Genomic DNA, 24,494 nt, shown 5'->3' with positions numbered 1-24,494 from the left:
CGGATCGGAAGAGAAACTAGTAACCCCCTCACTCAAATTGAGTGAGGGGGTTGTTTTTTATTAAAAGTTCGGTTATTATTCTATCTTGTTATGTTTATGCTGAATAAAAAATTGTTAATAATTTTGGCTGTTGTTTTGGCCCTAGTCGGTATTATTGTGGCCAATTATATTTTTAAAAGCGATGAAATACCGTTTCAACCATCTCAAGACTCCAACAATTTCGATGCTATTATAAAAGAAACTCCAATCAACGAACCCAGCCCTTTTTTGGGTAAACCTATAAATGAAATTCCAAAATATACCGGCCGTCCGCTAAACGAAGTTATTTTTGGTCAAGGTTTTAGCGATCCAGGCGGTGGCGCCATAGAAAAGAAACGTGGCGATTTGAAAGTTCTGGCCGCGGTCTTAACTGCGAAGCCCATGGGAAATGCCGGTGTGGATGATTGGATTGCGGTCGGGGTTATAAAAAAGTTTTTTAACGATTTTGAAGGCACGCGCGATGCTTGGGAATATGCTGGGGTTTTATATCCGGCCAATGCGCTTTCTTTTGCCAATTTGGGCAACCTCTATGGATTTTATTTGCATGATAATGCCAAGGCCGAACTAAACTTTAAAAAAGCCATTACCAATGATCCTTACCAAGTAGGTTATTATTTGGGTTTAGCTGATTTTTATAAAAATGTTTATACAGCTAAAAAGTCAGAAGCGCCCAAAGTTTTACTGGAAGGTATAAGTATAATCAAAGATATTAATTTGGTATTAAGTTTGGCTACTTATTATAGAGATACTGGTGATAAAACCAATGCTTTAAAATATTACCAAGAAGTGCTTAAAATATCGCCCGATCAAACAGGTATACAGGATGAAATAGATAAGTTAAAGTAATACTTTAACTTAAATTTCTAATTTCTAATTACTAATTTCTAAACAAATTCTAAATTCCAATTTACCAAATTTAAAACAGTTTGGGGTTTTGGGTATTGTAATTTGTTTAGGATTTATAGTTTAGTGCTTAGAATTTGTTAGTGTTATATTATCTTGCTGTAATGGGTTACATTATTAGTATGGATAATGCCAAAAAACCTCGTATTTTAATCTTTTCTCTAGCTTACTTTCCCTTAGTAGGCGGAGCTGAAATTGCCATAAAAGAAATCACCGATCGTTTGGGTGATTCTTTTGATTTTGACTTAATAACTTTGCGGTTTGATAGAAGTCATGCGGATCATGAAGTCATAGGTAATGTTAGTGTTTATAGAGTTAAGGGCGGTAAATCACTTTTTCCGGCTAAAGCATTTTTTTTGGCCCGCAGATTGCATCGCGAGAAAAAATATAAACTGATCTGGTCTATTATGGCGGCTTATGCTGGTTTTGGCGCTTTGTTTTTTAAATTATTTAACCCCAGAGTTCCGTTCTTGCTAACTTTGCAAGAAGGCGATTCAGAAAAACATATATTAAAAAGGGTGGGAATATTTTATCCATTATGGAAGCAAATATTTAAAAAAGCGGATTATATTCAAACCATAAGCAAATATTTGGCTGATTTTGCGCATCGGTACGGTGCGATTTGTCCGGTGGAAGTAGTGCCGAATGGAGTAGATCTTTCCAAATTTCTAATTTCTAATTCCCAATTTCTAAATAAAACTAAAAATCCAAATGTCAAAATAATTATTACCACTTCGCGATTGGTTTATAAAAATGGGGTAGATATTCTTATTAGGGCTTGCGCCCAATTACCAATTACTAATTATCAATTACTAATTGTCGGCGATGGTCCAGATAGGTCAAATTTAGAGAAGTTAACTAAGGATTTAGGTATTGTTGATCAAGTAAAATTCGTCGGGCATGTTGATCCTGATCTGATTCCGAAGTATCTTTACCAAGCAGATCTTTTTGTACGCCCCTCCAGATCAGAGGGACTAGGCAATTCTTTTTTAGAAGCTATGGCGGCCGGTTTGCCGGTTATTGGCACTGAAGTTGGAGGCATACCTGATTTTTTGATCAATAATGTTAACGGATTATTTTGCCAAGTTGACGATCCAGATGATTTATCTAAAAAAATAACCACAATACTAAACGATGCGGAATTATCTCACGAGTTGTCGGAGAATGGTAGAAAAACTGTTGAAGAAAATTATTCGTGGGAAAATATATCGGTAAGAATGAAGCAAATTATGGAGAAAATGCCTAAAAAAAAGTTACTATTAGCGACAGGTATTTATCCGCCCGAAATCGGCGGGCCGGCCACGTATGCTGTTTTACTTGAAAAAGAGTTACCTAAGCGAGGTATTAGTGTATCCGTGTTACCCTTTAGGGTCGTAAGAAATTGGCCCAAAGGGGTTCGTCATTTATTTTATTTTTTTAAAGTTTTACGTTTGTGTTGGCAACATGATTTTGTTTTGGCTCAAGATACTATCAGTGTTGGCTTGCCGTCAATGCTCGCTACCAAATTGTCTGGCAGGAAATTTATAATCAGAGTGCCAGGGGATTATGTTTGGGAACAATCTGTACAGCGTTTTGGAGTAAAAGAGGGAATAGACATTTTTCAAAATAAAAAATATGGGTGGAAAATAGAATTTTTAAGAAGTATTCAAAAGTTTGTGGTTGGCAGTGCTGATATTGTTATTACCCCTAGCAATTATTTTCGCGATTTGGTGAGAGGATGGGTCCAGAATAAAGATAGGGTGGTTACGATATATAATGGCATTAAATTAGAAAATCCGAAATCCGAAATCCGAAATCCGAAACAAACCTCAAACTCTAAATTTCAAACTCCAAAAACTATTATCTCTGCAGGAAGGTTGGTGCCGTGGAAGGGGTTTAGTTTTTTGATTGAATTGATGAAAGATTTGCCGGAATGGAAACTTATAATTGCCGGGGACGGTCCGGAACATGCAAATCTCAAATCTCAAGTCTCAAATCTTGGATTACAAGATCGAGTGGGACTTTTGGGCCAAATTCCAAGAGATGAATTGATGCAAAAAATTAGTGAAGCCGATATATTTATGCTTAACACCTCTTTTGAAAGTTTTTCTTTTCAAATTGTGGAAGCTATGAGTTTGGGCGTGCCTGTTATTGCCACTAACATCGGCAATCTGGCGGAGATTGTGGAAAATGGTGTTGAGGGGCTATTGGTGGAACCGAACAATAAGGCACAATTTTTAAACGCCATAAATAAGTTGGATAATAATAAAGATTTTAGAAAAAATATTGCTGAAAAAGCCAAAATAAAAGCCCAAAAATTTTCTATAGAAAATACAATAAATGAACTTATAAAATTATTTTAAAAATGGAATTTAAAACTCAAAAAAATAAAGCTCACTATTTTAAATCCAAGTATAATAGTTTGGAGCGTTTTATATCGTATTTTTATCAAATAGATCTGGTGTCTTCGCTAGTGGAAGATAAGGCTAAAAGCAAGATTTTAGAGGTGGGTGTAGGCTCTGGTATGGCCTCTAATTACCTCAAAACGGCTGGTTTTAGCGTGGTTACCTGCGATTTGGATAAAAGCCTTAATCCCGACTATGTGGCCGATATACGGCAATTGCCATTTGGGGATGGGTCTTTTAGCGTGGTTACAGCTTTTGAGGTTCTGGAGCATATCCCCTTTGAAGAATTGGACAGGGTCTTAACGGAAATTAACAGGGTAAGTTCTAAGTATGTTGTTATTTCTTTGCCATATCGTTCAACTGGGTTTGAATTTGTTTTTAAATTTCCAGGCATTAGGACCTTATTTAAAAGAAATTTTCTAGGTTTTCTTTTTAGAATTCCATTAAAATTCGGCGGATTCAAAACCTCCGGCCAACATTACTGGGAGATAGACGGTTATAACTATCGGTTGGGCAAAGTAATGAAAATCTTAAAAAATAATTTTAAATCGGTTAAAAAAGTACGGCCGGTTTTGGATAACTTTAGATTGTTTTTTATTTTAGAAAAATGACCCCAGCACCAAAACCCAATCGAATATTTACATCAAAAAAATACTACAGCGAAACGCCTGCGGCTTTCACTTTGCACCAAAAAACTCTCTCTGCAGGTTTGGTGCGGGGTTCTATATTTTGTAGTCGCTCGCTAACGCTCACGAACAAAATATGAAAGTTTTAATGCTGTCTACGGACGAGAATATTTTTAAAGAAGGTTCGGAAGTTTTGGCTCGGATTGTAGATTATGGAAAGTTAGTAGAAGAATTACACGTAGTAATAAAAAGCTCCCAAAAAATAAATAAAGTTATTGGGAATATTTTTTTGTATTCCACAAATAGTTTTGGTGTCTTTTATTTCTGGAATGCTTATAGAATTTCTTCCTCGATAATTAGAAATTGGAAATTAGAAATTAAAAATTGTGTAATCACTTGTCAGGATCCTTTTGAGTTGGGTTTAGTTGGTTGTTTTTTAAAATTTTTTAAATCAGTTCCCCTGCAGATGCAGGTTCATACTGATTTTTTAAGCCCATATTTTAAAAAAGGGTCTTTTAAAAATAAAATCAGGGTTATTTTAGCTAGGCGGATTATCAAAAGAGCTGACAATATACGCGTTGTTTCTGAACGGATTAAAAATTCCCTAAAAGCTAAAAGCTATAAGCTAAAAGCTAGGATAGATGTTTTGCCAATTTTTATAGATACACAAAAAATAAAAGATGCTCCAGTTAATATAGATTTGCATAAAAAATATCCAAATAAGTTTATAGTTCTTATGGCTTCAAGGTTAACCAAAGAAAAAAATATTGGTTTAGCAATAGAAGCTATGGTTGAAATCGCTAAAAAATATCCACAAGCACTTCTTTTGGTAGTCGGCAATGGTCCCGAATTAGAAAAGCTAAAAGCTATAAGCTATAAGCTAAGGGCTAATGTGATTTTTGAAAATTGGTCTAACAATTTGTCTTCATACTATAAAACTGCGGACTTATTTCTATTAACGTCTAACTACGAAGGTTATGGCAGGACAGTTATAGAAGCTACAGGTGCTGGTTTGCCAGTTGTAATGACAGATGTGGGTATTGCCATAGGGTCTGTATACCCTGTTGGTAGTAAGAGAGAGTTAATAAAACAGTTAGGTATTTTAGTTGAAAGCAAGGAAAAAAGATTAGAAATTTTTAAGAGTCAAGAAAAGTTTTTAAGTTTTTATAATTCGAAGGAAGATTATCTTAATAAGATTAAACAATCATGGCAAAATTGCTTTTTATAACTCAAAAAATAGATAAAAACGACGATGTTTTGGGTGTTTATCACCGCTGGGCGGAAGAATTGGCCAAAAAAACAAATAAACTCAACATCATTTGCTTATATAAAGGCGAAAGCACTTTGGATAAAAGTATTAATGTTTTTTCCTTAGGTAAAGACGAAAGAAATTTAGAAATTAGAAATTGGAAATTAGAAATTATTTGGAAGTTAAAGTATGTTTATAGGTTTTATAAATATATTTTTTCAATAAGAAAGGAATACGATACTGTTCTAGTTCATATGAACCCAATCTATCTAGTTCTAGGTGGTGTTTTTTGGAAACTGATGAATAAGAAAATTTTTCTATGGTATAACCACCCCATGGGTAATATGTTAGCCATGGTCGGCATATTTTTTTCTAATAAAGTTTTTTGCACATCGCCTTACTCTTTTTCGGCTAAGTATAAAAAAACTTCACTAATGCCAGTGGGTGTAGATACAAATTTTTTTAGGCCAATGCCGGAAATCTCAAAAAATAACAGGCAGGTATTATATTTAGGGCGGATTTCGCCCATTAAAAAAATAGAATATCTTATCGAAGCCGCCAAAATATTGGATAATCGCAGTTTTGATTTTAAGGTTTTGATAGTCGGTTCTCCCAGTTCTTCTATAGTTGATAAAGAATATGAATTAAAGTTAAAAAAAATGTCGGCGGATTTGTTGTCTAGGGGCAAGATTGAGTTTAGGCCAGCGATATCTAATCAAAAAACTCCAGAAGTTTATAATAGTAGCGGAGTTTTTGTTAATCTTACCCCTACCGGCAGTTTTGATAAAACTATACTAGAAGCTATGGCTTGTGGCTTGTTGGTTTTGGTTTCTAATAAAACAGTGGAGGCTATAATTCCAATAGCGTATAAAAATCGAGTTATTTTTAAGGAAGAAAATGTTGGTGACCTTGCCGAAAAAATAATTGCCTATACTAAGATTACAAACAACGAGCAAGAAAATATAACTGTTTTTATGCGCCGATTAGTTGTGGAAAAGCATAGTTTGGTACAGTTGATAAACAAGCTAGCCGTTTTTATTGAAAATTAATTCTATGTCTAAAAATATGGAACCTAATAATAAGCCCAAAAGATTGTCCAGCTATTTTGTGAGCGTAGAAACCACTAGGCGTTTTTATGGAGCCCTAGCCACCTTTTTTAGTTTAGCTAGTTCCTTTTTTATCATATCCAGTTTGAGTGTTTTTCAGTTTGGTCTTTACCAACTATTGCTATCGTTTATAGCCATTTTACAAGGATTCAATGCCGGTATTGTGGCCAATGTGGTTGTTGTTGAAATCCGCAGATATTTCAACACGCACAAGCTTAAAGAAGCCAAGCAACTTTTTCTGGAAAGCGCTTTTGTTAGAATTTCTCTGGCACTGGTTTTGTTTTTGGTAGCCTTTTTAGGTGCTGAGGTTATTGCCAGATTCTATGATCAAGATATTTCCTCAATCATTAAGATAGGCGCGATTTTGATTATTATTCATACTCTTCAGTCGGTCCAAACCGCCCTGCTTAAACCAGCGCTGATATTTTCTTATTGGGCTTCGCCAGCCATTAGAGAAGTGACTAAGTTTTTGTTGCTGGCTGTGTTGTTTTTTTATTCTACACTAAGTATCTTAAATGTAGTCACTGTTCATATTATAGGAGAAGCCGTGGCGTTGGTAGTGATTACTTTATGGTCTTTCATTAAGGCATACGGACATTTTTTCGGTGGTTTGAAATCTGAACGTAGATTGACTATGTTTGCTGAAATTTTAAAAAAATATGGCGGATTTATTTTCTTAAGGTATGGTTTGGCCCAATTGACCAAAAACAGTATGCCCTGGTTGATTAAGTTTTTTATAAATGTAGAGGCGGTAGCTTTCTATTCATTATCTCTAAACTTGGTGGCTTTTGTCGAAAAGTTAATGCCCACACAAGGCATAGGCGAGGTTTTATTGCTAAGGATAGATAACAAAAACCAGGCCAGTTTTATTTTTACAAAAGCGGTTAAGTATACTGTATGGTTGGGCTCGATTCTTTTTGTGTTAGGCCTGGTGGTTATTCCCAATGTGATACCACTGCTTTTCCCCAATTACGTCCCGGCTTTACCCCTAGTTATAATTATGTTGATGGTATTGCCCATCTATGGTACATATAAATTGCTTAAGACCACTCTAACTATTTTACGGGAATACAAAATTTTAACTCTCCGTTTGTTTAACGAGGTCATTATTTTACCATTAGGTTCGCTTATTTTTCTGCCCACTTTAGGGATTTTAGGCGCGGGCGTTGTTTATGGGATTGTTTATATTGAACGTGTGGTTCTTTTCTATAGCCAGTTAGTAAAAAAGTATCCAGAATTTAAATTAAAATGGGGCGGGTTAATGAAATTTGACAGTTTAGATAAGGAAATAATATCTAAAGTAGGACGTCAGTTTATAATGGCGGCGAGATCTTTTTTTGTTAAAACATAAATAATACCTATGAAAACTATTTTCGTATCCAGTTTTTTTGGATTGATTGCTAGAAATATTCTGGCTACTGATTTTTTAAGAATTTTAGGCAGTCAGCCGGATATAAGAATAATTATTTTTGCGCCCCAAGAAAAAAAAGCGTCTTACCAAAAAATGTTTTCTGCGGGGAACATTGAGATAGAGGGGGTGGATAAGATGCCAAGTTTTTTTTGGGAGCGAATTATTTCGGCACTATTCTTGAATGCTTCGGATACCGCCGCCCGCAGAATACACCGACTTATTGAGCGCAAAAAATATGGGAAGTATTTGAGTTCGGGCTGGCATTTTATTGCGGCGAAAAGTTCTAAATTTAAAATCTTTAGGTCGTTTTTACGCTGGTTGGGCCGTCTTTTTTTAAGGGATGAGACCTTTGCCCGTTATTTCGAAAAATACCAACCGGATCTTGTTTTTGCCACCGACATCTTTGAACCGAGCGATGTTTGTATGATCCAATCAGCCCAAAGAAGAGGGGTTCATGTTATAGGTATGGTTCGTTCTTGGGATAACATAACCACCAAGGGTTTGAATAAGGTTATGACAAATGAACTTGTGGTTAATACACCTAAAATAAAAGAAGAAGCTGTAAGATATTGTGATTTCAAGCCAGATAACGTCTCTATAGTGGGTATACCCCATTATGATGCCTATGTTGCTGAAAAAAGAATTTCTAAAAAATTATTATTTGAAAAGCTGGCGCTGGATCCTAACAAAAAGACTATTTTTTTTGCCGCCCCTAGCGATATTTATACGCAAGGAGATTCTATAACCAAGAAAGTGGTTGATGCATTGGAAACAATAGATATTCAAATCATTCTTAGATTATATATAGTTGGCAGTGTGAATTTAGATGGCATCAAAGAAATTCCGGGAAGATTGGTTATAAATAATCCTGGCAAAGGGGATGATTTTATGTCAGCTGATCTTACCGGCAAGGATGCCTATTTGGCTGATTTGCTGTATCATAGCGATGTAGTGGTGGCTTTTGCTTCAACCTTAGCTATAGATGCTACGGTATTTAATAAACCGGTGATTTTTGTAGGTTTTGATGGCGAGGCGAAGAGACCATATTGGAAAAGCTTGCGTCGATTTTACGACTACGATCACCAACGTTCCATTTTAAGCACTCAAGGGGTTAAGTTGGCCAAGACACCGGCAGGCCTGATCGTATATTTGGAGCGTTATTTGGCCAACCCTAATTTAGACTTAGCGGGGAGAAAAAAGATTATTGAAGAGAGATGCTGGAAATTGGACGGCCAATCTGGTAAAAGGTTAGCCGATGTTATACTTAAAAAGTTAGTCTAAAATAAATTGTAATATATATGAAATATTTTAATCCCAGTGAAATAAAAAATGACAAAGAAACGATCCAAAAAAGATTTGAAATTCATCCCGACAGAAGGTTGTTAGCTCTGAAAGGCAGAAATATCGGTATTTTTGAAAGAACTGTTTTGAACAAAGAGGCTAAAGTGTTGGATATAGGAACAGGTTCCGGAGCTTTTCTCAAGGCAGTGCATGACCGTGGCTATAAAAATATTTATGCCTGTGATATCGATAATTATATAGCCACGGATTTTAAACCATTAATAAAGGAGTTTAATGACTTGGATATAAGTCTTGAGAATCTTAAGTGGGATAATTGTTTTTTTGATGTTGTAAGTGCTTGGGAAGTTTTTGAGCATTTAGAAAATCCGCATCATGCCATTAGAGAAATCCACAGGATTTTAAAGCCAGAAGGTTTGTTTATTTTTTCTGTGCCAAATATATTTCACATTGTATCCCGTCTTATTTTTTTAAAAAAGGGTTTGTTTCCTAGATGGAATGAAACAAACAATCATATAAGTGTTTTTCCGCACGGCATATTCGAAAAAACTTTTCTAAAATATTTTGAGTTGATTGAAGAAGGTTATATCCATTCCAAAATTAGTTTGCCGGTGCTGAAAAGATTGAAGTTTCTACCAGAGAATAAATGGTTTGGCAATTGGGTTTATTACATCTTAAGGAAAAAATGAAATCGGTCGGCGCCGATATTTTATATGATTTCTTCCCAAGACAACTATATTATAATCAATTATCATTATGTTGAAGATCCTCGTGCGGCTTGGGGCGGCATACATCCCTGTCCAGTCAAGGAGTTTGAAAAGCAGATAAGTTTTTTGTCTAAAAATTATGAGATTGTTTCCGTAGGCCAAGTTTTTGATTTTGCCCGAAAAGAGTCAAAGGGAAAGTTTTGCGCTATCACTTTTGATGATGGTTTGAAGGGACAATATGATAATGCGGTGCCAATATTGAACAAGTATAAAGTCAGAGGGACTTTTTTCCCCATAACCTCTACTTTTGAAGGCAGTTTGCCGGCTACCCATAAGATACATGTTTTACTTTCTAAGCTATCTTCCTCCGAACTTATTGATGTCTTCCACAGGTTTCTGGGTGAGTTTTATTCTGATCTTAAAGTTGTTTATTTTATTCCCACAGACAAGCGATTGTTTGAGCGCAGGCAACATGAGGATATACCCACCGCCAATTTCAAGGAAACTATGATTGGCCTACCCGAGGATGTTAAGGGCAGATTTTTAAGATACTGTTTTAAAACAACGCGGCTTGATGAAAAAAAATTGAGCCGACAAATTTTTATGAGTCAAACGCAAATTTTAGAATTACGTGATCAGGATATGGAAATTGGCAACCACTCTCATGGTCATTACGCGCTAGATACTCTGGGTGGCGATGTTTTAAAGCGAGATATTAGATTGGCTAATACAGTTTTAAAAGATTTACTAGCTAAAACTCCAGTTATATTTTCTTATCCACACGGGCGGGCTGGAGTTAGTACCATTAAAGTTTTAGCTGAAGAGGGTTTTAAATACGCTGTTACTATTGAGCCAATGGCCGTTTCAAAAAATGATCAAGCTATGTTAATACCGCGCTACGATACCAACGATGTTCAAGACTTCTTAAATCTAAATAAAACAGATTAGAAACCATGGGGGTAGTTTAGAAGTTATTAGATTTAAGATAAGCCAAGGATGGTTCTTATAAAATTCAACCAAAAAACCAGAGAAAGGGGAAAGTATGAATTCCAATGTTGTAAATAGTGGCGGAATACTGGTAGGCGACCACAGGATTTTTCTAGTGGCAGAAATAGGCATAAACCATAATGGTGATGTTGGAATTGCCAAGAAGCTGGTAGATGTTGCTGTAGAGGCGGGGTGGAATGCGGTTAAGTTTCAGAAAAGAACTGTTGATGTAGTGTATACACCCGAAGAATTAGCGCGTCCCCGGGAAAATCCTTTCGGTTCTACTAACGGTGATCTCAAGCGAGGTTTGGAGTTTGGTCAAGATGAGTATAGGGAGATTGATCGTCATTGTAAGGAAAAGGGTATCATCTGGTTTGCTTCTTGTTGGGATGAACAGAGTGTTGATTTTATAGATCAATTCAGCCCGCCGTGCTACAAGATCGCTTCGGCTTCTCTGACTGATGATAATCTTCTCCGTTATACCAAAGGCAAGGGTAAGCCCGTTATCATCTCTACTGGTATGAGTACATTAGAGCAGGTGGATCACGCTGTTTCTGTTCTGGGGGTAGAAAACCTGGTTCTGATGCATTGTGTAGCTACCTATCCTGCTGATTGGCATGAGCTGAATCTCCGAGTCATACAAACTCTGCGAGAACGCTATAGAGTGCCGGTGGGTTACAGTGGTCACGAGGTCGGTTTATACCCCTCTTTGACGGCGGTAGCTCTGGGTGCCTGTATGGTGGAACGCCACATCACGCTTAACAGGGCTATGTGGGGTACGGATCAATCGGCCAGTATTGAGCATGAGGGTTGCAAGAAATTAGCAGAGGAAATCAGGATTTTTGAACAGTCACAGGGCGATGGTGTCAAAAAACTCTTGGAATCGGAAATACCGGTTATGAAGAAGCTCCGACGCAAGGGATAGTTCATTCTAATAGGCGAAAAAACGCAACCGGCGAGTGTCAAAACTCGCCGGCTTTTTAATGGGTTATATTACAAGTCAGTTAGTTCTTTAACTTTTTGAAGAGGAGATAGTCATGATCGGGCAATCATCAGGTATAAAGTTGGGGCCAGAGCTAAAAACACTTGCTGATACTTTCGCTACCTTAGTAAGTGAAGAAAAAACTATTGATGCTATTGGCACTTTGATTGTTAGCGCGTTAAGGTCTGGTTACAAAATATTATCTTGTGGCAACGGCGGCAGTGCTTGTATTGCCGAACATTTTACCGAGGAATTGATGGGCCGCTTTAAAACAGATAGGGCGCCCTTGCCAGCTATCTCTTTAACCTCAAGTTCTGCTTGATCACTTGCATTGCCAATGATTATTCTTTTGATGCGATTTTTTCAAGGCAGGTTCAGGCTTTGGCACAGAGTGGCGATATTTTGTTGGTTTTTTCCACTAGCGGCGATTCATCTAATATCGTCAGAGTTGTTGAGGTTGGGAGAAATAAGGGTTTAGCCACTATAGGTCTTTTGGGTCGTGGGGGTGGTCAGGTTAGAGGAATGGTGAATTATAGTGTGGTAGTAAAATCCGACAGCACTGCTCGGATACAGGAGGTTCATACTTTTCTGATTCATTATTTTTGTGAAATGGTTGAGTTAGTTTTTAACCCTAACTATCGGAGGTAAAATATTATGGGTTCAGATCTGTCAAAACGATTGAGGCAGTTGAAATTGATTGCTTTTGATTTTGATGGTATTTTTACCGATGGCAAGGTTATTGTAGATCAACACGGTAATGAAAGCGTGATTTGTAGCCGCAAAGATACGTTGCGGTTTCCAGAGTTGAGAAAGCACGGGGTTGATCTCGTGGTCATATCCAAAGAAAAAAATCCTGTGGTGACTAAACGTTGTGAAAAAATGAAGGTTGATTGCTTGCAGGGTGTGGATGAAAAGTTGATCGCATTTAAGCAATTACTACAGGCTCGAAATCTGTCTATAGTAGAAATAGCTTTTATGGGTGATGATATCAATGACATGGAATGTCTCAAATTTGCGGGTTTAGCTTTTACTGTGGCTGATGGTCATGTCGAATGTATGGCGATTGCCGATTATGTAACCAGCCGCAAGGGTGGGGATCATGCCGTCAGAGAAGTTTGTGACTTGATTTTAGAAGCGATGGAAAAGTAAAAAGCTATTAGACGTAGATTAATAGCCAAGAGCAAAAACCTCTTGGCTTTTTATTGGGTTATATTTTTATGAAAGATATTTTTTCGGTAGAAGGTAAGGTCATTATAATAACTGGAGGCAGTGGTTTTTTGGGGAAGCAGTATTGCGAGTTTCTAAGGGGACGTGGTGCCACAGTTGTTAATTGGGATCTGGGAACAAAGGTTGATGTTATGGATTTTACCAGTGTTAATAAAGCAACCAAGGCGGTTGTAAAAAAATTTGGGCGTATTGATGTGTTAATAAATAATGCTGCTTTTAACACGCAGGTTGGCAGTGGTAAAAATGAAAATAGTTGGGCTCCTTATGAAGTGTTCTCATCTAAATTGTGGAGCCGGGAAATTGATATAAATCTGAAGGGTCAAATGTTACCTACTCAAGCGGTGGTGTGCCATATGATCCAACAGAAGTTTGGCTCAATTATTTTTATAGCTTCGGACTTGGCCATTATTGGCCCCCAAAATCGTATCTATGATGCTGGGAAGTTTAAAGATATTGCCTACATTACTTCCAAGGCGGGCGTATTAGGCCTGATGCGGTCTTGGGCGGCTTATTTAGGTTCGTATAATATAAGAGTTAACGCTTTTGTGCCAGGTGGCATGTATAGAAACCAGCCAGAGGATTTTGTTCGTCGAAATTCTGAACTTAATATGTTAAACAGAATGTCTAAGGTAGGAGAATATAACGGTCCGATTGTTTTTTTGGCATCGGATGCATCTTCATATATGACAGGTGCTTGTTTGATTGTGGATGGTGGACGAACAGCTTGGTAAAAAATAAAGATAGTTTTTATTGACCGAGCTAAGCTCGGTTGACCAAGCTCAGCTTGATTGACAAATAAACCCCAAAATTTAAATATTAGTATATAATGATAATGAGTAAAAATATTAAAGATGTAAGGACATTAGGAATTATTCCGGCTCGCGGAGGTTCTAAAGGTATTCCTTATAAAAACATCGCGCCTTTGGCCGGCCGGCCTTTGATTTATTACACCATTAAAGCAGCTCAAAACGCTACTAAGTTAGACGCTTTTTTAGTTTCTACAGATGATTTAAAAATTGCCGAAGTAGCTAAATCATTTGGGGCCGATGTCCCATTTTTACGACCCAAAAAGTATGCTCGCGCTGATTCAACCGATATTGAATTTTTAAAGCATGCTGTGGAGTGGGCAGAAAAACATCGCGGTTGGCAGCCGGAGTTTATTGTTTTGTTAAAACCCACTAGTCCTTTTAGAACCAGTAAAGATATTGATCAAGCTATAGAATATATAGAAAAAACAAAATGTGATTCAGTACGGACAGTGCATATTCCATCGCACAGTCCCTACAAAATGTGGAAATTCAAAAAGAACACTAACAAGCTAATGCCAATTTTATTAACAAAATATTTTGCTAAACACACTACCGATGTTCCGAGGCAATGGCTTGATCCGGCCTACTTGCAGGATAGTAATGTGGATATTACCCGGACCAAATTTATAAAAAAAGGAAGAGTTTGGGGGAAAGATTTGCGAGGAATTGTTGTTGACTCTAATAAAACAATTGACATTGATACGCCTATGGATTTGGAATTAGCTGAGTTTTTGATAAAAAGGGGTTATCTGCCCCAGCTTAATTAAATAGGATGAAACTAATTCACCTCGCTAATTTCAAAAGTACCAATATTGGTAATGGAGCTTTAATTTATGGTACCGAACGAGTTTTGACTGAAGACCTCGGTCCCGTAGAGTTTTTAGCTGAACCGTGGGATGATTATACTTTTGAAATAAAAAAATTTGACCAAAGTTTTGTTGATAAAGTTAATAATGCTGACGGATTATTGGTGGGTGGAGCCGTGGCTTTTAACGGCAGACATTATTTGCCTAATACCGGTTTTCGTTTAGATCTGCCCTATAATCTTTTGACACAGATTAAAAAACCCATAATTTTTTACGGTATTTCCTATAAATTTTGGCCCAAGCAATATTATCATCATCGTGACAAATTGATTAAGGCTATGGCTTGGTTACTCTCTAATCCTAAAGTTTTATTCGCGGTTCGCAATGACGGTTGTAAACCCTGGCTGGAATCCCTGATTGGTTACCAATCAGATAGAATTATTGAGGTTCCAGATCCAGCTCTTTTTGTTACAGCCACCGATCACGAATATCCTGAATTGGTCCGGGACAAGCCCAATGTGTTATTATCTCTCAATAATGAAGATGAAGTTTATCGCTATGGTGGTAGAACTCGAGAGTTGTTCTGGTCGGTTTTAGGTTCCCATGTTTCCGAAAATAGACTTTTAAAGTTCTGGCGTAATGTCCCAGATTGGCAAGGACGAAAGACGATTTTTTTGAAACGATTAGCCCGAGCCATTGAAAGACTAGTTGCTGAACAAGAACTAAATCTTATTCTTGTACCACATTATTTTGACGACTACAAAACCATGACCGAATTGATTGGCTTTTTGAAACCCAGGATTCTCCATCAGGTTACCATCTCCACTGGTTTACAGCGTGTTTCCCAGACAGAGTATTTCTATGGCCGCTATGCCAAAGCTGATCTGGCGCTTAGTATGAGAATTCATTCAATGTCACCGTCTATTGGTTTAGGTACGCCGATGATTCCTTTAATTTCTCAAACACGTATGTCGGATTTTCTAGATAATGTCGGTTTGCAGGATATTGGAGTCGATATTTTTGATCTTGATTTAGCAGATAAAGTTTATATTAAAGCCCGGCATGCTTTGGCCAACAAAAAAGAATTAAAAGATAGGTTTAGAAATGTTTTCGAAGAACAGAGAGATGAATTTAGGAGGTTTAATAAAAAGGTTTCGGAACTTTTGGGCGTATCCTCACTCTTTTAAAATTTTAATAATTTTGCCATGGAAAAATTGGGATTCAAAATAAAGGAGTTTGTAAAATTAAATAAATTTAGGCCTATGGAAATAAACCCCAGTATTCCGTTGGAGTTTTATCAAAACTGTCCCGCGTGTGGTTTGGCCTTTAAAGCGGTTTGTGCTTTGACCAGTATCAAGTATAAAAATTTTTTAAGAATCGGATGTTGTGATTTTTGTGGGCATGTAGCTTACATGGATAGGCCGACTCAATCATGGATTAGTAATTTTTATTCGGAAGAATGGGGCGATCAGTCATTTAAAAATTTAGAGAAAAGAATAGATAAAGCTAAAAGAAAAGTCGAAATGAGCCAACTAATGTTAAAGATGAATGTAACCATCAGGCTAGCTAACAAATTTTCTGAATATAAAGAAGTTGTGGTGTGTGAAATTGGTAGCGGTGTTGGCCAATCATTAAGACAACTTTCTGAATTGGGCTTTAGGAATTTAGTAGGTGTAGAGAGTTCAAGAGCTCAAGTTGTGGTTGCTTCACAGGGTTATGGTATGAATGTGCTCTTCGGGGATTTTGAAAGTAGTTTGGTTCAAGATCAGTTAAAGAATATTGCCCCAGTGCGGATGTTTCTTGCTCAGCATGTACTTGAGCATGTCACTCAACCAGATAGTTTTTTCGAAAAAATTTCCTGTTTACAGGAAAATGGAGATTTGATTATTTTAAGTGTGCCGAATTTTGCACAGGAAGCAGCCATGGGCACCTTACTATACTTGCCCCATCTTCACTCTTTCACGATAAAATCATTAAATATGTTGCTTAATAATGCGGGGTATCAAATTATTGATGATTCTTTAACCACGGATCAGTATATTAATGTAGTTGCCAAAAAGACAGGTCAATTTCCTCAGAGCGAGACAAAAACCGGAAATTATTTCGATAAGGCTATTATGAAATTAAAAAGCGGTTTATTGTTAAAGAAACGACTCAAAAATCTTAGTTATTATTGGAGTTGGCCTGATTATCAAAACAGGTGTGAAAAAATGGTACGAGGAGGGTCATTTAAAAAATGGTTATGGTCCACATTCTCGTCCCAATGGAGATCTACCAAATTAAGATGTGTTCTTGTTGAACCGTTAGCTATTCCGTTTGTTTCTTCACCAAAAATACCGATAGAAGTGCAATTTGAGGATAATATAAAACTTTGGGTTGCCTAAACGCCAATGTTTATTTACAAAAGATATATTTTAAAAATAGTTAATCGTGCTTTATTAGTTCTAGGACGTTTTAAAAAGTTGTTGGTTTTTTTGGTGACTAGGCCCTATTACGCTATCCGGACATCTTGGCCGGTTTGGTACTTTATTTTAAATCGCGAAAGTGTTCGTTTGTATAGAAAATATAATGCCACTGTAGTTTTGTCCAATGTTCAAAAAAAAATTATTCAAGACCTGAAAGATAAGGGTCTGGCCATAGTCCATATTAACGAACTTTTCCCAGAAGAAATTCTATTTCAACTGGAAAAATATTTTAAGCAACTATTGCCCACAGCCCAATCAAGAAGGGGCAAGCCCTTTTTAAAGGAGCTATGGGAGATGTTCCCATTAATTAATCTTGATAATCCATTTGTGGCGCTGGCGTTGGATTCGCGAATTTTAGAAATCGTTAACAGTTATTTGGGGCTTTTTTCCAAATTCCGTATTTTTACTTTAAATGTTACTGTTCCAGTTGGAGTAGGTATTGAAGCTATTAAATCACAACGTTGGCATCGGGATCCCGAAGACAAAAAGATGTGCAAGGTTTTTCTTTATTTAAATGATGTAGACGAACAAGCCGGTCCATTTACATATGTAATTGGTTCTCAACACGGAGGTCCTTGGCGGAATATTTTTCCACAGCGTCCACCCAAAGGTTTTTATCCGCCGGCCGGATCAGTTGAGAGAAAAATACCGAAAGAGAACGTCAAAACAATTACCGGCAAAGCTGGGACTTTAGTTTTTTGCGACACCAGCGGCTTACATAAGGGTGGCTTAGCGACAACAAAGGAAAGGGTAATGTTCACGGCTTGTTATAGTTCTCAAGCATCTCTTTGGCCAGTTATGTATCGTTATCCGGAGAATTTTGACAGACAGCTGGTTACTCAGCATGAGTTGGCGCGCTACGCACTGAAAAATCAACCATCTAAAAAAGCAGTTTCTGATTACTAATTTTAAAATGAATTTAAAAATTTCTTTTTCTTTGCCGCGCCACTGCCAAGTAAAAAGCCCAATTCCTGTGGGGGGAATTTCTTATTGGGCTCAATACTTTTTAGATTGCGCTCGCGAAATCACCAACTTGGTTCGTTATGGTAACGTCGGTCGAGGAGTCAGAAATCAGCATTTAGTTAAAAAAACGTATGAAAAGATTTGGGGTCTGGGTAACGAAGCGTGGGTTAGGCAAATGACCACAGCCACTTATAAAAGTGTCTTTGCGAATCAAGAATTGATAACAAATAAGTGGTTTGGTAAGAATATTTATTTGCAAATCGTTTCACAACTTTTTGATCAATTGGATTGCAGATCAGTTTTAGAGGTCGGATCTGGGCGAGGTGATAATATTACTCTATTATCTTTTCAGAATCCAAAACTGAAATTAACAGGGTTGGAGCTGTCGCGTATGGGCACCCAAAGAAGCCAGGAACTTATTACCAATTTTCCCAAACAGCTGATTTCTGATTTTTTTGGAGAGAAGTATTTAATTAGCAAGGAAAGTCTGGAAAATTTGAAGCAGATAAAGTTTTTTAATGGTGATGCGACACAAATGGATTTTCCCGATAACTCTTTTGATGCCACTTTTACGATTATGGTGTTGGAACAAATGCCGCATAGTTACCCAAAGGCTTTAGAAGAAATATGTAGAGTAACAAAAAAATATTGTATTTTTCTTGAACCTTTTCGGGAGGCCAATGGTTTTAAGGGTAGACTACATTTAAACAGGGTGGATTATTTCCGATCCAGCTATAAAGAATTCCAAAAATTTGGGCTTGAGCCTATTTTTTTCTATAAGGACTACCCTCAAAAAGTAACTTTTGGTACTGGTATTTTGGTTGCCCGCGTGGTTAAATAAATTATTAAAATGAAAACTGTTTTTTTATTTTTAAAAAATAGTCTGTTTATTTCGGATTTATTAAAAACTAATTATATCAAATACCTCTCGGAGAAATACCGAGTGGTTATTTTTAGCAATACTATCAGTTTGGAAAGTGTGCAAGCGGGAGAATATTTTTCTTCGCCCAATGTGGAATATGTTAACTGGCGGGTTCAAAACCCAAAGTTGTTTGCCATTTTTAAGTTTTTAAGGATGGCTTGCATGCATGAACTGGATCGTTTGCCGAGCATGAAGATATATTATAATAGCCGGCCATTTAGAAGAGACAAGCGGGCTCGGTTGCTTCGTTTTCTGTCCTGGCCGTTGGCACCATTACTGACCATAGATTTTTTTACCAAACTGGAAACCATTTTTACTTGCCATGTTAGTCTTTTTCAAGATTATGTTAAAAAATATCAACCAGTTTTAGTTATAACCGCTACCCCAGGGATTCAAGTTTTTGACGCCGAAGCAATCATTCTGGCAAAAAAATTCAAGATACTTACCTTAGCAACTAATTTTAGTTGGGATAATCTAACAGCTTTTAAAGCGGTACGAGTGCGTAAACCGGATTATCTTTTTGTCTGGAATAAAATTATCCAAGAGGCAGCACTGGCTGTTCATTACTTTTCTCCACAACGGGTTTATATAACCGGAAGCACTCGGTTTGATAAATATTTTGACGATTCTCATCCCATTATTGACCGCAATAAGTTTTTACTGTCTAAAAATTTAGATCCCAATAAGAAAACTATTTTATTTGCCACAGTTGCTTCGGGGAATTGCCCATATCAGTTAACAGTACTCCAGGCAATTTTGAAAGCACGCCAGATTGGTGAGTTGCCACCAGTGAATGTACTAGTCCGTTTACATCCCTTTAACGGTGGAGAAAGTTATCGGGACATACAAGATGAACCTGATTTTTATCTTGAAAAAGCTGGTCGAGAGGTTAAAATTCAGTCTGGAGAGAGTAGAATTGAAATGGATCAAGCCGATTTCATTAATTTAAAGTCAACATTGGCCCACACTGATATTAACATTAATTATAAATCCACTATTTCTTTGGAGTCGTTTATTTTTGATAAACCTGTGGTTAATTTTATTGATCCGACAGCGCCTTTTCAAAATAATTATTACTACCAAGAAGGGTCTTATTATTATCCGCTGGTTAAAGAGGGTGCGGTAACAGTGGCGGTAGATAATAATGAACTTATTAAAATTATAAATACTTACCTAGCTAACCCAAAAATTGGTAGTGCTAGTCGTCAAAAAATCGCCAATAGTTTTTTTGCTTCTCAAGATGGCTCGGCTTATAAGCGCAATGTGGATTTTTTGGAAAAGATAGTTGCGGTTTAACTTGTAAAAACATACAATGACGCTCCGCCAGTAACTCGCTGGTGCTTTTCCTTGTTGTTATATATAGGTGTTCCATCAAGCTTATGAGATATAGTATTTTGGTCGTTATTCTGGCAATTACGGTCGGCGGGCTTTATGCTACGCCACAATTGTTTATTAGGCAGGCAGTAGTAGAACAGGAACTGCCTTTTATTTTGTCGCAGTTTATTAATCTTCACGATGGAGGTGATGCCTATTTTCAGTTTGCCCGAGAGGTGGTAGACGGACATTTTCCTCCATCAAATATATTTTTTGACTATCGGACGCCCAATATTTTTCCTTATTTGTCATCGCTGTTTTTGGCGAGCATCATTTTCTTATTTAGGGATATTAACATTGCCTACATAGTCGCCAATTTTTTATTCAGCTCTATTTTATTTTTGTTGTTCCTGTTTTTAGGTTGGGTTGTGTTTAACAAAAATAAAGCGTGGTCTATTTTTATGGGGTTAGTGGGAACGCTGACGCCGATGGCCATCCACTTGCCCTATGCTTTTTTTAGTATTGATAACTTTACCAATATTGTTCTTAAAAATTTTTACCCGGGAATAAAAACTTTTTTACCGACTTTATTTTTAGCCCGAATTGAATATCCGCTGATGACCTATCTTATTTATTTGCCGGCCATAATTACCTTTTTTGTTTTTTGGCAAAAACCCAAGTTTATCACGGCTATATTAGCGGGTCTTTTTTCCGGATTATTGTTTTACACTTATTTTCACAAGTGGGTTTATTGGGTGGTGGTCATCGGCCTTGTTTTTTTATATACGCTTATTTGGGAACGCCAAAATAAACGTCGCCTGACGGGGTTAGTTATTTTAATCGGCACAATGATTTTAATAAGCATTCCCTATTTTGTAAATTATTTTGAATATAGTAGTTGGCCGGGCGCGCCAGATCATATACTGCGACTGCAATTAGAGATGGGGCATAGTTTCAATTGGTCGGTTTGGCCGAATTATGTGGCCTATTTATTGTTGGGAGTTTTGGTTTATCTGGTTTTTTGGAGAAAACGTGAACTTAGAGATCGGGCGATATTATATTGGGTATTTTTGGTGTCCGCTTTTTTAGTTTGGAATGTTCAAATTGTCACTGGTTTTGTGCCTCATCCGGATCATTGGCCCAGAGCCATAAGTCCTTTAACATTCTTAATGTTTTTTGATCTTGTTTACACTGGAATTAAAAGGTTCCAACCGGGTTTAAGTAAATCAATGCCTATCCTGATTACTATGGTTCTTGTTTTGATGTCAGCTCTTTTGGTAGTAAAGAAGGTTGTGAACGCCCTTGGGTTTGTTGTGCCTCCGCAAAATATTTTTAAAGATTACACCTTGCCTGGAAGCATTGTGAGTTCGTGGCGTTGGCTGGATATTAATTATGATGAATCTAAAATAATTTCGCCGTCGTTTATAAGTTCAATTTACTTGCCGGCTTTTACTTCGGCGCGACCGTACTTGCCGTGGGGAGGAATGATTTCTTTGTCCAACTTTGACTTAGAAGAATTATTTTTGAAATCAAACAAGGTTTTAGGCGTTGATTCGGCTACCTTGGAAAAAAGATTGCGAGATGGCCAAGGTTTGGAGTGCCGCGGGTTCTGCGATCGCTCTTATATTGGCAATAATATAAAAAGTGCGCCTGCCTTTCTCTACGGTCTTTATTTTGTTGATGGCGTCAAGTCGCGGCCACACCAAATACCGGAATATAAGATACAGGAACTGGTTAAACGATACGGAGGATTGCAGGTTAGCTGGGAAAACCTGGATGCTAATTATGTTTACTATGGTCCTTGGGAAAGGCAATTTATTGATAGGGATTTAAATCAAGATCAAAAACTGCAGTTGGTTTATAAAAACAGCTTAGTAGAACTTTATAAGATTAAGTGAGTTGTATTAATATACTTTAGTGGTATGTGTCATAATCAATAAAATATGAAAGTTGTTATTTTATGCGGCGGTAAAGGTATGCGCCTGCGTGAAGAAACTGAACATAAACCTAAGCCCCTAATTACCATAGGGGAAATGCCTATTTTATGGCATATTATGAAAATTTACGCTAGTCATGGCTACCGCGATTTTATATTGTGCTTGGGCTATAAGGGCGAGATGATTAAGGACTATTTTTTAAATTTTGATGAAAAGGTTAACAACTTTACACTTAAACTGGGAGCTGGTGTAAAAGAAGTCATACATCACAATAAGAAACGGTTGATTGACGAATGGAATATAACTTTTGTTGATACTGGCTTAAACACCGAGACAGGCGGGAGAGTAGCTTTGATTAAAGACTATATTGGAGACAATGAAGATTTTTTTCTAACTTACGGCGATGGTGTGGGTGATATAAATATTGCTGATACTTTACGTTATCACAAAAAGAAAGGCAGGATAGCCACTCTGTGTGGAGTTAACGACATTAATCCTTTCGGTGTGATTGAACCAAAAAATGGTTTGGTAAAAGCGTTTGTGGAAAAACCTAGATCCACAGCTTTTATCAGTGGCGGTTTTTTTGTGCTTAATAAAAAGTTTTTTGATTATTTGTCGCCTGACCCAAGTCTAAAATTTGAATTGAAACCCATGCAAAAATTGGCGAGCGAAGGGCAGCTAGCTGTTTATTCTCATCACGGTTTTTGGCATTGCCTGGATACTATGAAGCACCTAGAAGATTTGAACAATATGTATTATCAAGGCCGAAGACCTTGGATGATTTGGGAAAAATCTTAATACCAGTCTAACTCTGCCGAGAGTATCTGTTTGTGGTGGCCTATTATGTTTTTAGGCGTTTTTTTAGCAAACCATTTCCCGCCCGCTGGTTTTTTGCTGATTTCTGCCAAATAACACAGTGAAAATGTATGTCCGCGGGAGTCTATTAAATTATAAATACCATCAAGTCTTTTATATCTTTGCACCGTAGCATTCAGTTCTTTGTTAATAACTGTTTTTAATCTGTTTTCGGGTTTTTCTCCAAAACGAACAAAACCACCAGGAAAGTGCCAACCCTTATAGTTTTTATCTTCCCGCCAAGTTAGGAATACTCTAGTTGGGTTAGTAATGCTATCTACTACGATCGCTTCCACGGCAATTTGTGGCACGATTTTAATAATAGCTTCAAAAAGATCACTCCCTAGATCATGTGTTTTTCTTACTTTGGCGAGGTATGTTAGATATCCAGTTAGCAGTTTCTGGAGTTGTTGTTCTGATAGGTTCGGGAGTTTATTTTTCATTTTTCCAGAAAAGCTTACGGTCAATCATTTTATTTTTGGTAAGGTGTTGTAATTGGGCTAATCTTATAAGGTTTCTAGAAGTGGGAATTTCTTTGGCCAGGCCTATTTTTTGGAAATCGTTTTTTAATTCCTCGGCAGCTTTTTTTAGCGTCCATTTAAATTTAAAATCAGGCAAGATTCGGGCTAGTTTATCAAAACTAACTTTGTAAGTTCGGGAATCCTTATCGGGTTGTGAAGCATACGAAACCCGGATACCTTTTTGGATTTTTTGAACTGTGGTAGCAATATCTTTTACTTGGAAATTTTCTTTATTTTGACCACAGTTGATTATTTGGTTATGGACTTTTTTAACAGGAGCTTTCAATAAGGCTACAAACAGTCTGGCAATATCTTCGGCATGAATCATAGGGCGCCAGGGTGTGCCATCACTCATGATTTTTATTTCGCCGGTGGTGAAGGCGCTGGCCGCAAAGTTGTTTAATACTAAATCTAACCGTAGCTTTGGCGAAGATCCGTAAGCGGTAGCATTACGTAAAATTATTGGACAGAAATTTTTATCCGCTAGTTTTAATAACACTTTTTCAAATTCCACTTTGGATACAGCATAAGCTGTTTTGGGGTCTACGGGTGACTTTTCGGTGATCAATTTATCTCCCAGTGCTCCGTAGACGCTACAAGATGAAGAGAATAAAAATTTTTCTACTCCGCATTTTTTGGCTAGCTGGGCTAGTTTTTCCGATGCTTTCAGGTTTATATCTTGTGTCAACTTGGGATTAATAGCTCCCATAGGGTCGTTGGATAAAGCGGCTAGGTGGCAGATAGCATCAATATTTTTTAAATCTAATGACGTTACTTCCCGGATATCTTTTTTAATAAATTTATCTTCACAAGTATTGTGTTTTTTAAAAACACATTCTGGGTCATTAAAATAGCCCGTGTCTAGACCCACAACCCTAAAACCTGCTTGAGCTAATAGTGGTGTCAACAAGGAACCAATATAACCGTGTGAGCCTGTAACTAAAACTGTTTTGATCTCTTCCATACACGTTTTATAATACAT

The 24,494-nt window shown here is 37.1% G+C and carries 24 protein-coding genes; 22 read left to right on the top strand and 2 right to left on the bottom strand.

Features of this window, described 5'->3' with window-relative positions:
- Nucleotides 1-96 precede the first annotated feature (96 nt).
- The 22 genes from Q8Q95_01960 to Q8Q95_01855 all read left to right on the top strand — a co-directional run bounded on the left by Q8Q95_01960 (nucleotide 97) and on the right by Q8Q95_01855 (nucleotide 22,934).
- Entirely contained in the window at nucleotides 97-885 is a 789-nt protein-coding gene (locus Q8Q95_01960; GenBank protein MDP3764365.1) for a hypothetical protein, read from the top strand.
- A gap of 179 nt (nucleotides 886-1,064) precedes the next feature.
- Nucleotides 1,065-3,284 (top strand): glycosyltransferase family 4 protein, encoded by a 2,220-nt coding sequence (locus Q8Q95_01955; GenBank protein ID MDP3764364.1) that lies wholly within the window; start codon nucleotides 1,065-1,067, stop codon nucleotides 3,282-3,284.
- Nucleotides 3,285-3,286: 2 nt separating this feature from the next.
- Nucleotides 3,287-3,937: a class I SAM-dependent methyltransferase gene (locus tag Q8Q95_01950; GenBank protein ID MDP3764363.1), complete on the top strand. Its 651-nt coding sequence runs from the start codon at nucleotides 3,287-3,289 to the stop codon at nucleotides 3,935-3,937.
- A 151-nt stretch (nucleotides 3,938-4,088) separates the two neighbouring features.
- Nucleotides 4,089-5,180 carry a glycosyltransferase gene (locus Q8Q95_01945; protein ID MDP3764362.1) on the top strand — a complete coding sequence of 364 codons (1,092 nt, stop codon included), beginning with the start codon at nucleotides 4,089-4,091 and terminating at the stop codon, nucleotides 5,178-5,180.
- Nucleotides 5,159-6,250 (top strand): glycosyltransferase family 4 protein, encoded by a 1,092-nt coding sequence (locus Q8Q95_01940; GenBank protein ID MDP3764361.1) that lies wholly within the window; start codon nucleotides 5,159-5,161, stop codon nucleotides 6,248-6,250. Before Q8Q95_01945 ends, Q8Q95_01940 begins: the two co-directional genes overlap by 22 nt.
- Nucleotides 6,251-6,254: 4 nt before the next feature.
- A complete protein-coding gene (locus tag Q8Q95_01935; GenBank protein ID MDP3764360.1) occupies nucleotides 6,255-7,658 on the top strand; it encodes an oligosaccharide flippase family protein in 1,404 nt (467 codons plus the stop codon).
- Nucleotides 7,659-7,667: 9 nt separating this feature from the next.
- Nucleotides 7,668-8,999, top strand: a complete 1,332-nt coding sequence (locus tag Q8Q95_01930) for a hypothetical protein (GenBank protein MDP3764359.1) — start codon at nucleotides 7,668-7,670, stop codon at nucleotides 8,997-8,999.
- A 17-nt stretch (nucleotides 9,000-9,016) separates the two neighbouring features.
- Nucleotides 9,017-9,706 (top strand): class I SAM-dependent methyltransferase, encoded by a 690-nt coding sequence (locus Q8Q95_01925; GenBank protein ID MDP3764358.1) that lies wholly within the window; start codon nucleotides 9,017-9,019, stop codon nucleotides 9,704-9,706.
- Nucleotides 9,707-9,730: 24 nt separating this feature from the next.
- Nucleotides 9,731-10,672 carry a polysaccharide deacetylase family protein gene (locus Q8Q95_01920; GenBank protein ID MDP3764357.1) on the top strand — a complete coding sequence of 314 codons (942 nt, stop codon included), beginning with the start codon at nucleotides 9,731-9,733 and terminating at the stop codon, nucleotides 10,670-10,672.
- A 94-nt stretch (nucleotides 10,673-10,766) separates the two neighbouring features.
- Entirely contained in the window at nucleotides 10,767-11,636 is an 870-nt protein-coding gene (locus Q8Q95_01915) for an N-acetylneuraminate synthase family protein (protein ID MDP3764356.1), read from the top strand.
- Between the two features lie 112 nt (nucleotides 11,637-11,748).
- On the top strand, nucleotides 11,749-12,015 hold the full coding sequence (locus tag Q8Q95_01910) for an SIS domain-containing protein (GenBank protein ID MDP3764355.1): 267 nt from the start codon (nucleotides 11,749-11,751) through the stop codon (nucleotides 12,013-12,015).
- Nucleotides 12,012-12,341, top strand: coding sequence for an SIS domain-containing protein (locus Q8Q95_01905; GenBank protein ID MDP3764354.1), 330 nt, complete (start codon nucleotides 12,012-12,014; stop codon nucleotides 12,339-12,341). Before Q8Q95_01910 ends, Q8Q95_01905 begins: the two co-directional genes overlap by 4 nt.
- 6 nt (nucleotides 12,342-12,347) lie before the next feature.
- Nucleotides 12,348-12,842 (top strand): HAD hydrolase family protein, encoded by a 495-nt coding sequence (locus Q8Q95_01900; GenBank protein MDP3764353.1) that lies wholly within the window; start codon nucleotides 12,348-12,350, stop codon nucleotides 12,840-12,842.
- A gap of 68 nt (nucleotides 12,843-12,910) precedes the next feature.
- Nucleotides 12,911-13,651 (top strand): SDR family oxidoreductase, encoded by a 741-nt coding sequence (locus Q8Q95_01895; GenBank protein ID MDP3764352.1) that lies wholly within the window; start codon nucleotides 12,911-12,913, stop codon nucleotides 13,649-13,651.
- A gap of 101 nt (nucleotides 13,652-13,752) precedes the next feature.
- Nucleotides 13,753-14,496 (top strand): acylneuraminate cytidylyltransferase family protein, encoded by a 744-nt coding sequence (locus Q8Q95_01890; protein MDP3764351.1) that lies wholly within the window; start codon nucleotides 13,753-13,755, stop codon nucleotides 14,494-14,496.
- A 5-nt stretch (nucleotides 14,497-14,501) separates the two neighbouring features.
- Nucleotides 14,502-15,722: a polysaccharide pyruvyl transferase family protein gene (locus Q8Q95_01885; GenBank protein MDP3764350.1), complete on the top strand. Its 1,221-nt coding sequence runs from the start codon at nucleotides 14,502-14,504 to the stop codon at nucleotides 15,720-15,722.
- An 18-nt stretch (nucleotides 15,723-15,740) separates the two neighbouring features.
- On the top strand, nucleotides 15,741-16,919 hold the full coding sequence (locus Q8Q95_01880; GenBank protein ID MDP3764349.1) for a methyltransferase domain-containing protein: 1,179 nt from the start codon (nucleotides 15,741-15,743) through the stop codon (nucleotides 16,917-16,919).
- Between the two features lie 6 nt (nucleotides 16,920-16,925).
- Nucleotides 16,926-17,906, top strand: a complete 981-nt coding sequence (locus tag Q8Q95_01875) for a phytanoyl-CoA dioxygenase family protein (GenBank protein ID MDP3764348.1) — start codon at nucleotides 16,926-16,928, stop codon at nucleotides 17,904-17,906.
- Nucleotides 17,907-17,913: 7 nt separating this feature from the next.
- Entirely contained in the window at nucleotides 17,914-18,804 is an 891-nt protein-coding gene (locus Q8Q95_01870) for a class I SAM-dependent methyltransferase (GenBank protein ID MDP3764347.1), read from the top strand.
- Between the two features lie 9 nt (nucleotides 18,805-18,813).
- A complete protein-coding gene (locus Q8Q95_01865; protein MDP3764346.1) occupies nucleotides 18,814-20,181 on the top strand; it encodes a CDP-glycerol glycerophosphotransferase family protein in 1,368 nt (455 codons plus the stop codon).
- A gap of 83 nt (nucleotides 20,182-20,264) precedes the next feature.
- Nucleotides 20,265-22,097, top strand: a complete 1,833-nt coding sequence (locus Q8Q95_01860; GenBank protein MDP3764345.1) for a hypothetical protein — start codon at nucleotides 20,265-20,267, stop codon at nucleotides 22,095-22,097.
- 45 nt (nucleotides 22,098-22,142) lie between these two features.
- Nucleotides 22,143-22,934 (top strand): sugar phosphate nucleotidyltransferase, encoded by a 792-nt coding sequence (locus tag Q8Q95_01855; GenBank protein MDP3764344.1) that lies wholly within the window; start codon nucleotides 22,143-22,145, stop codon nucleotides 22,932-22,934.
- On the opposite strand, the gene Q8Q95_01850 is transcribed toward Q8Q95_01855, so the two are convergent.
- Complete coding sequence (locus tag Q8Q95_01850; GenBank protein ID MDP3764343.1) at nucleotides 22,931-23,434, bottom strand: NUDIX hydrolase; 504 nt, start codon at nucleotides 23,432-23,434, stop codon at nucleotides 22,931-22,933. The genes Q8Q95_01855 and Q8Q95_01850 overlap by 4 nt on opposite strands.
- The gene (locus tag Q8Q95_01845; GenBank protein MDP3764342.1) at nucleotides 23,424-24,476 is read right to left on the bottom strand and encodes an SDR family oxidoreductase; all 1,053 of its coding nucleotides are present in this window, start codon (nucleotides 24,474-24,476) and stop codon (nucleotides 23,424-23,426) included. Before Q8Q95_01845 ends, Q8Q95_01850 begins: the two co-directional genes overlap by 11 nt.
- Nucleotides 24,477-24,494 lie beyond the last annotated feature (18 nt).

The sequence above is a fragment of the bacterium genome (genome assembly GCA_030697795.1).
In the GTDB taxonomy this organism is placed as follows: domain Bacteria; phylum Patescibacteriota; class Minisyncoccia; order JACQLN01; family JACQLN01; genus JACQLN01.
The sequence above is the reverse complement of the archived record's forward strand: the minus strand, read 5'-3'. Positions and strand labels throughout refer to the sequence as shown.

Bases quoted from the DNA above. Each gene is read 5' to 3' on its own strand.
- Q8Q95_01960 (MDP3764365.1), top strand. From the start codon at position 97: ATGCTGAATAAAAAATTGTTAATAATTTTGGCTGTTGTTTTGGCCCTA.
- Q8Q95_01955 (MDP3764364.1), top strand. From the start codon at position 1,065: ATGGATAATGCCAAAAAACCTCGTATTTTAATCTTTTCTCTAGCTTAC.
- Q8Q95_01950 (MDP3764363.1), top strand. From the start codon at position 3,287: ATGGAATTTAAAACTCAAAAAAATAAAGCTCACTATTTTAAATCCAAG.
- Q8Q95_01945 (MDP3764362.1), top strand. From the start codon at position 4,089: ATGAAAGTTTTAATGCTGTCTACGGACGAGAATATTTTTAAAGAAGGT.
- Q8Q95_01940 (MDP3764361.1), top strand. From the start codon at position 5,159: ATGGCAAAATTGCTTTTTATAACTCAAAAAATAGATAAAAACGACGAT.
- Q8Q95_01935 (MDP3764360.1), top strand. From the start codon at position 6,255: ATGTCTAAAAATATGGAACCTAATAATAAGCCCAAAAGATTGTCCAGC.
- Q8Q95_01930 (MDP3764359.1), top strand. From the start codon at position 7,668: ATGAAAACTATTTTCGTATCCAGTTTTTTTGGATTGATTGCTAGAAAT.
- Q8Q95_01925 (MDP3764358.1), top strand. From the start codon at position 9,017: ATGAAATATTTTAATCCCAGTGAAATAAAAAATGACAAAGAAACGATC.
- Q8Q95_01920 (MDP3764357.1), top strand. From the start codon at position 9,731: ATGATTTCTTCCCAAGACAACTATATTATAATCAATTATCATTATGTT.
- Q8Q95_01915 (MDP3764356.1), top strand. From the start codon at position 10,767: ATGAATTCCAATGTTGTAAATAGTGGCGGAATACTGGTAGGCGACCAC.
- Q8Q95_01910 (MDP3764355.1), top strand. From the start codon at position 11,749: ATGATCGGGCAATCATCAGGTATAAAGTTGGGGCCAGAGCTAAAAACA.
- Q8Q95_01900 (MDP3764353.1), top strand. From the start codon at position 12,348: ATGGGTTCAGATCTGTCAAAACGATTGAGGCAGTTGAAATTGATTGCT.
- Q8Q95_01895 (MDP3764352.1), top strand. From the start codon at position 12,911: ATGAAAGATATTTTTTCGGTAGAAGGTAAGGTCATTATAATAACTGGA.
- Q8Q95_01890 (MDP3764351.1), top strand. From the start codon at position 13,753: ATGAGTAAAAATATTAAAGATGTAAGGACATTAGGAATTATTCCGGCT.
- Q8Q95_01885 (MDP3764350.1), top strand. From the start codon at position 14,502: ATGAAACTAATTCACCTCGCTAATTTCAAAAGTACCAATATTGGTAAT.
- Q8Q95_01880 (MDP3764349.1), top strand. From the start codon at position 15,741: ATGGAAAAATTGGGATTCAAAATAAAGGAGTTTGTAAAATTAAATAAA.
- Q8Q95_01875 (MDP3764348.1), top strand. From the start codon at position 16,926: ATGTTTATTTACAAAAGATATATTTTAAAAATAGTTAATCGTGCTTTA.
- Q8Q95_01870 (MDP3764347.1), top strand. From the start codon at position 17,914: ATGAATTTAAAAATTTCTTTTTCTTTGCCGCGCCACTGCCAAGTAAAA.
- Q8Q95_01865 (MDP3764346.1), top strand. From the start codon at position 18,814: ATGAAAACTGTTTTTTTATTTTTAAAAAATAGTCTGTTTATTTCGGAT.
- Q8Q95_01860 (MDP3764345.1), top strand. From the start codon at position 20,265: ATGAGATATAGTATTTTGGTCGTTATTCTGGCAATTACGGTCGGCGGG.
- Q8Q95_01855 (MDP3764344.1), top strand. From the start codon at position 22,143: ATGAAAGTTGTTATTTTATGCGGCGGTAAAGGTATGCGCCTGCGTGAA.
- Q8Q95_01850 (MDP3764343.1), bottom strand. From the start codon at position 23,434: ATGAAAAATAAACTCCCGAACCTATCAGAACAACAACTCCAGAAACTG.
- Q8Q95_01845 (MDP3764342.1), bottom strand. From the start codon at position 24,476: ATGGAAGAGATCAAAACAGTTTTAGTTACAGGCTCACACGGTTATATT.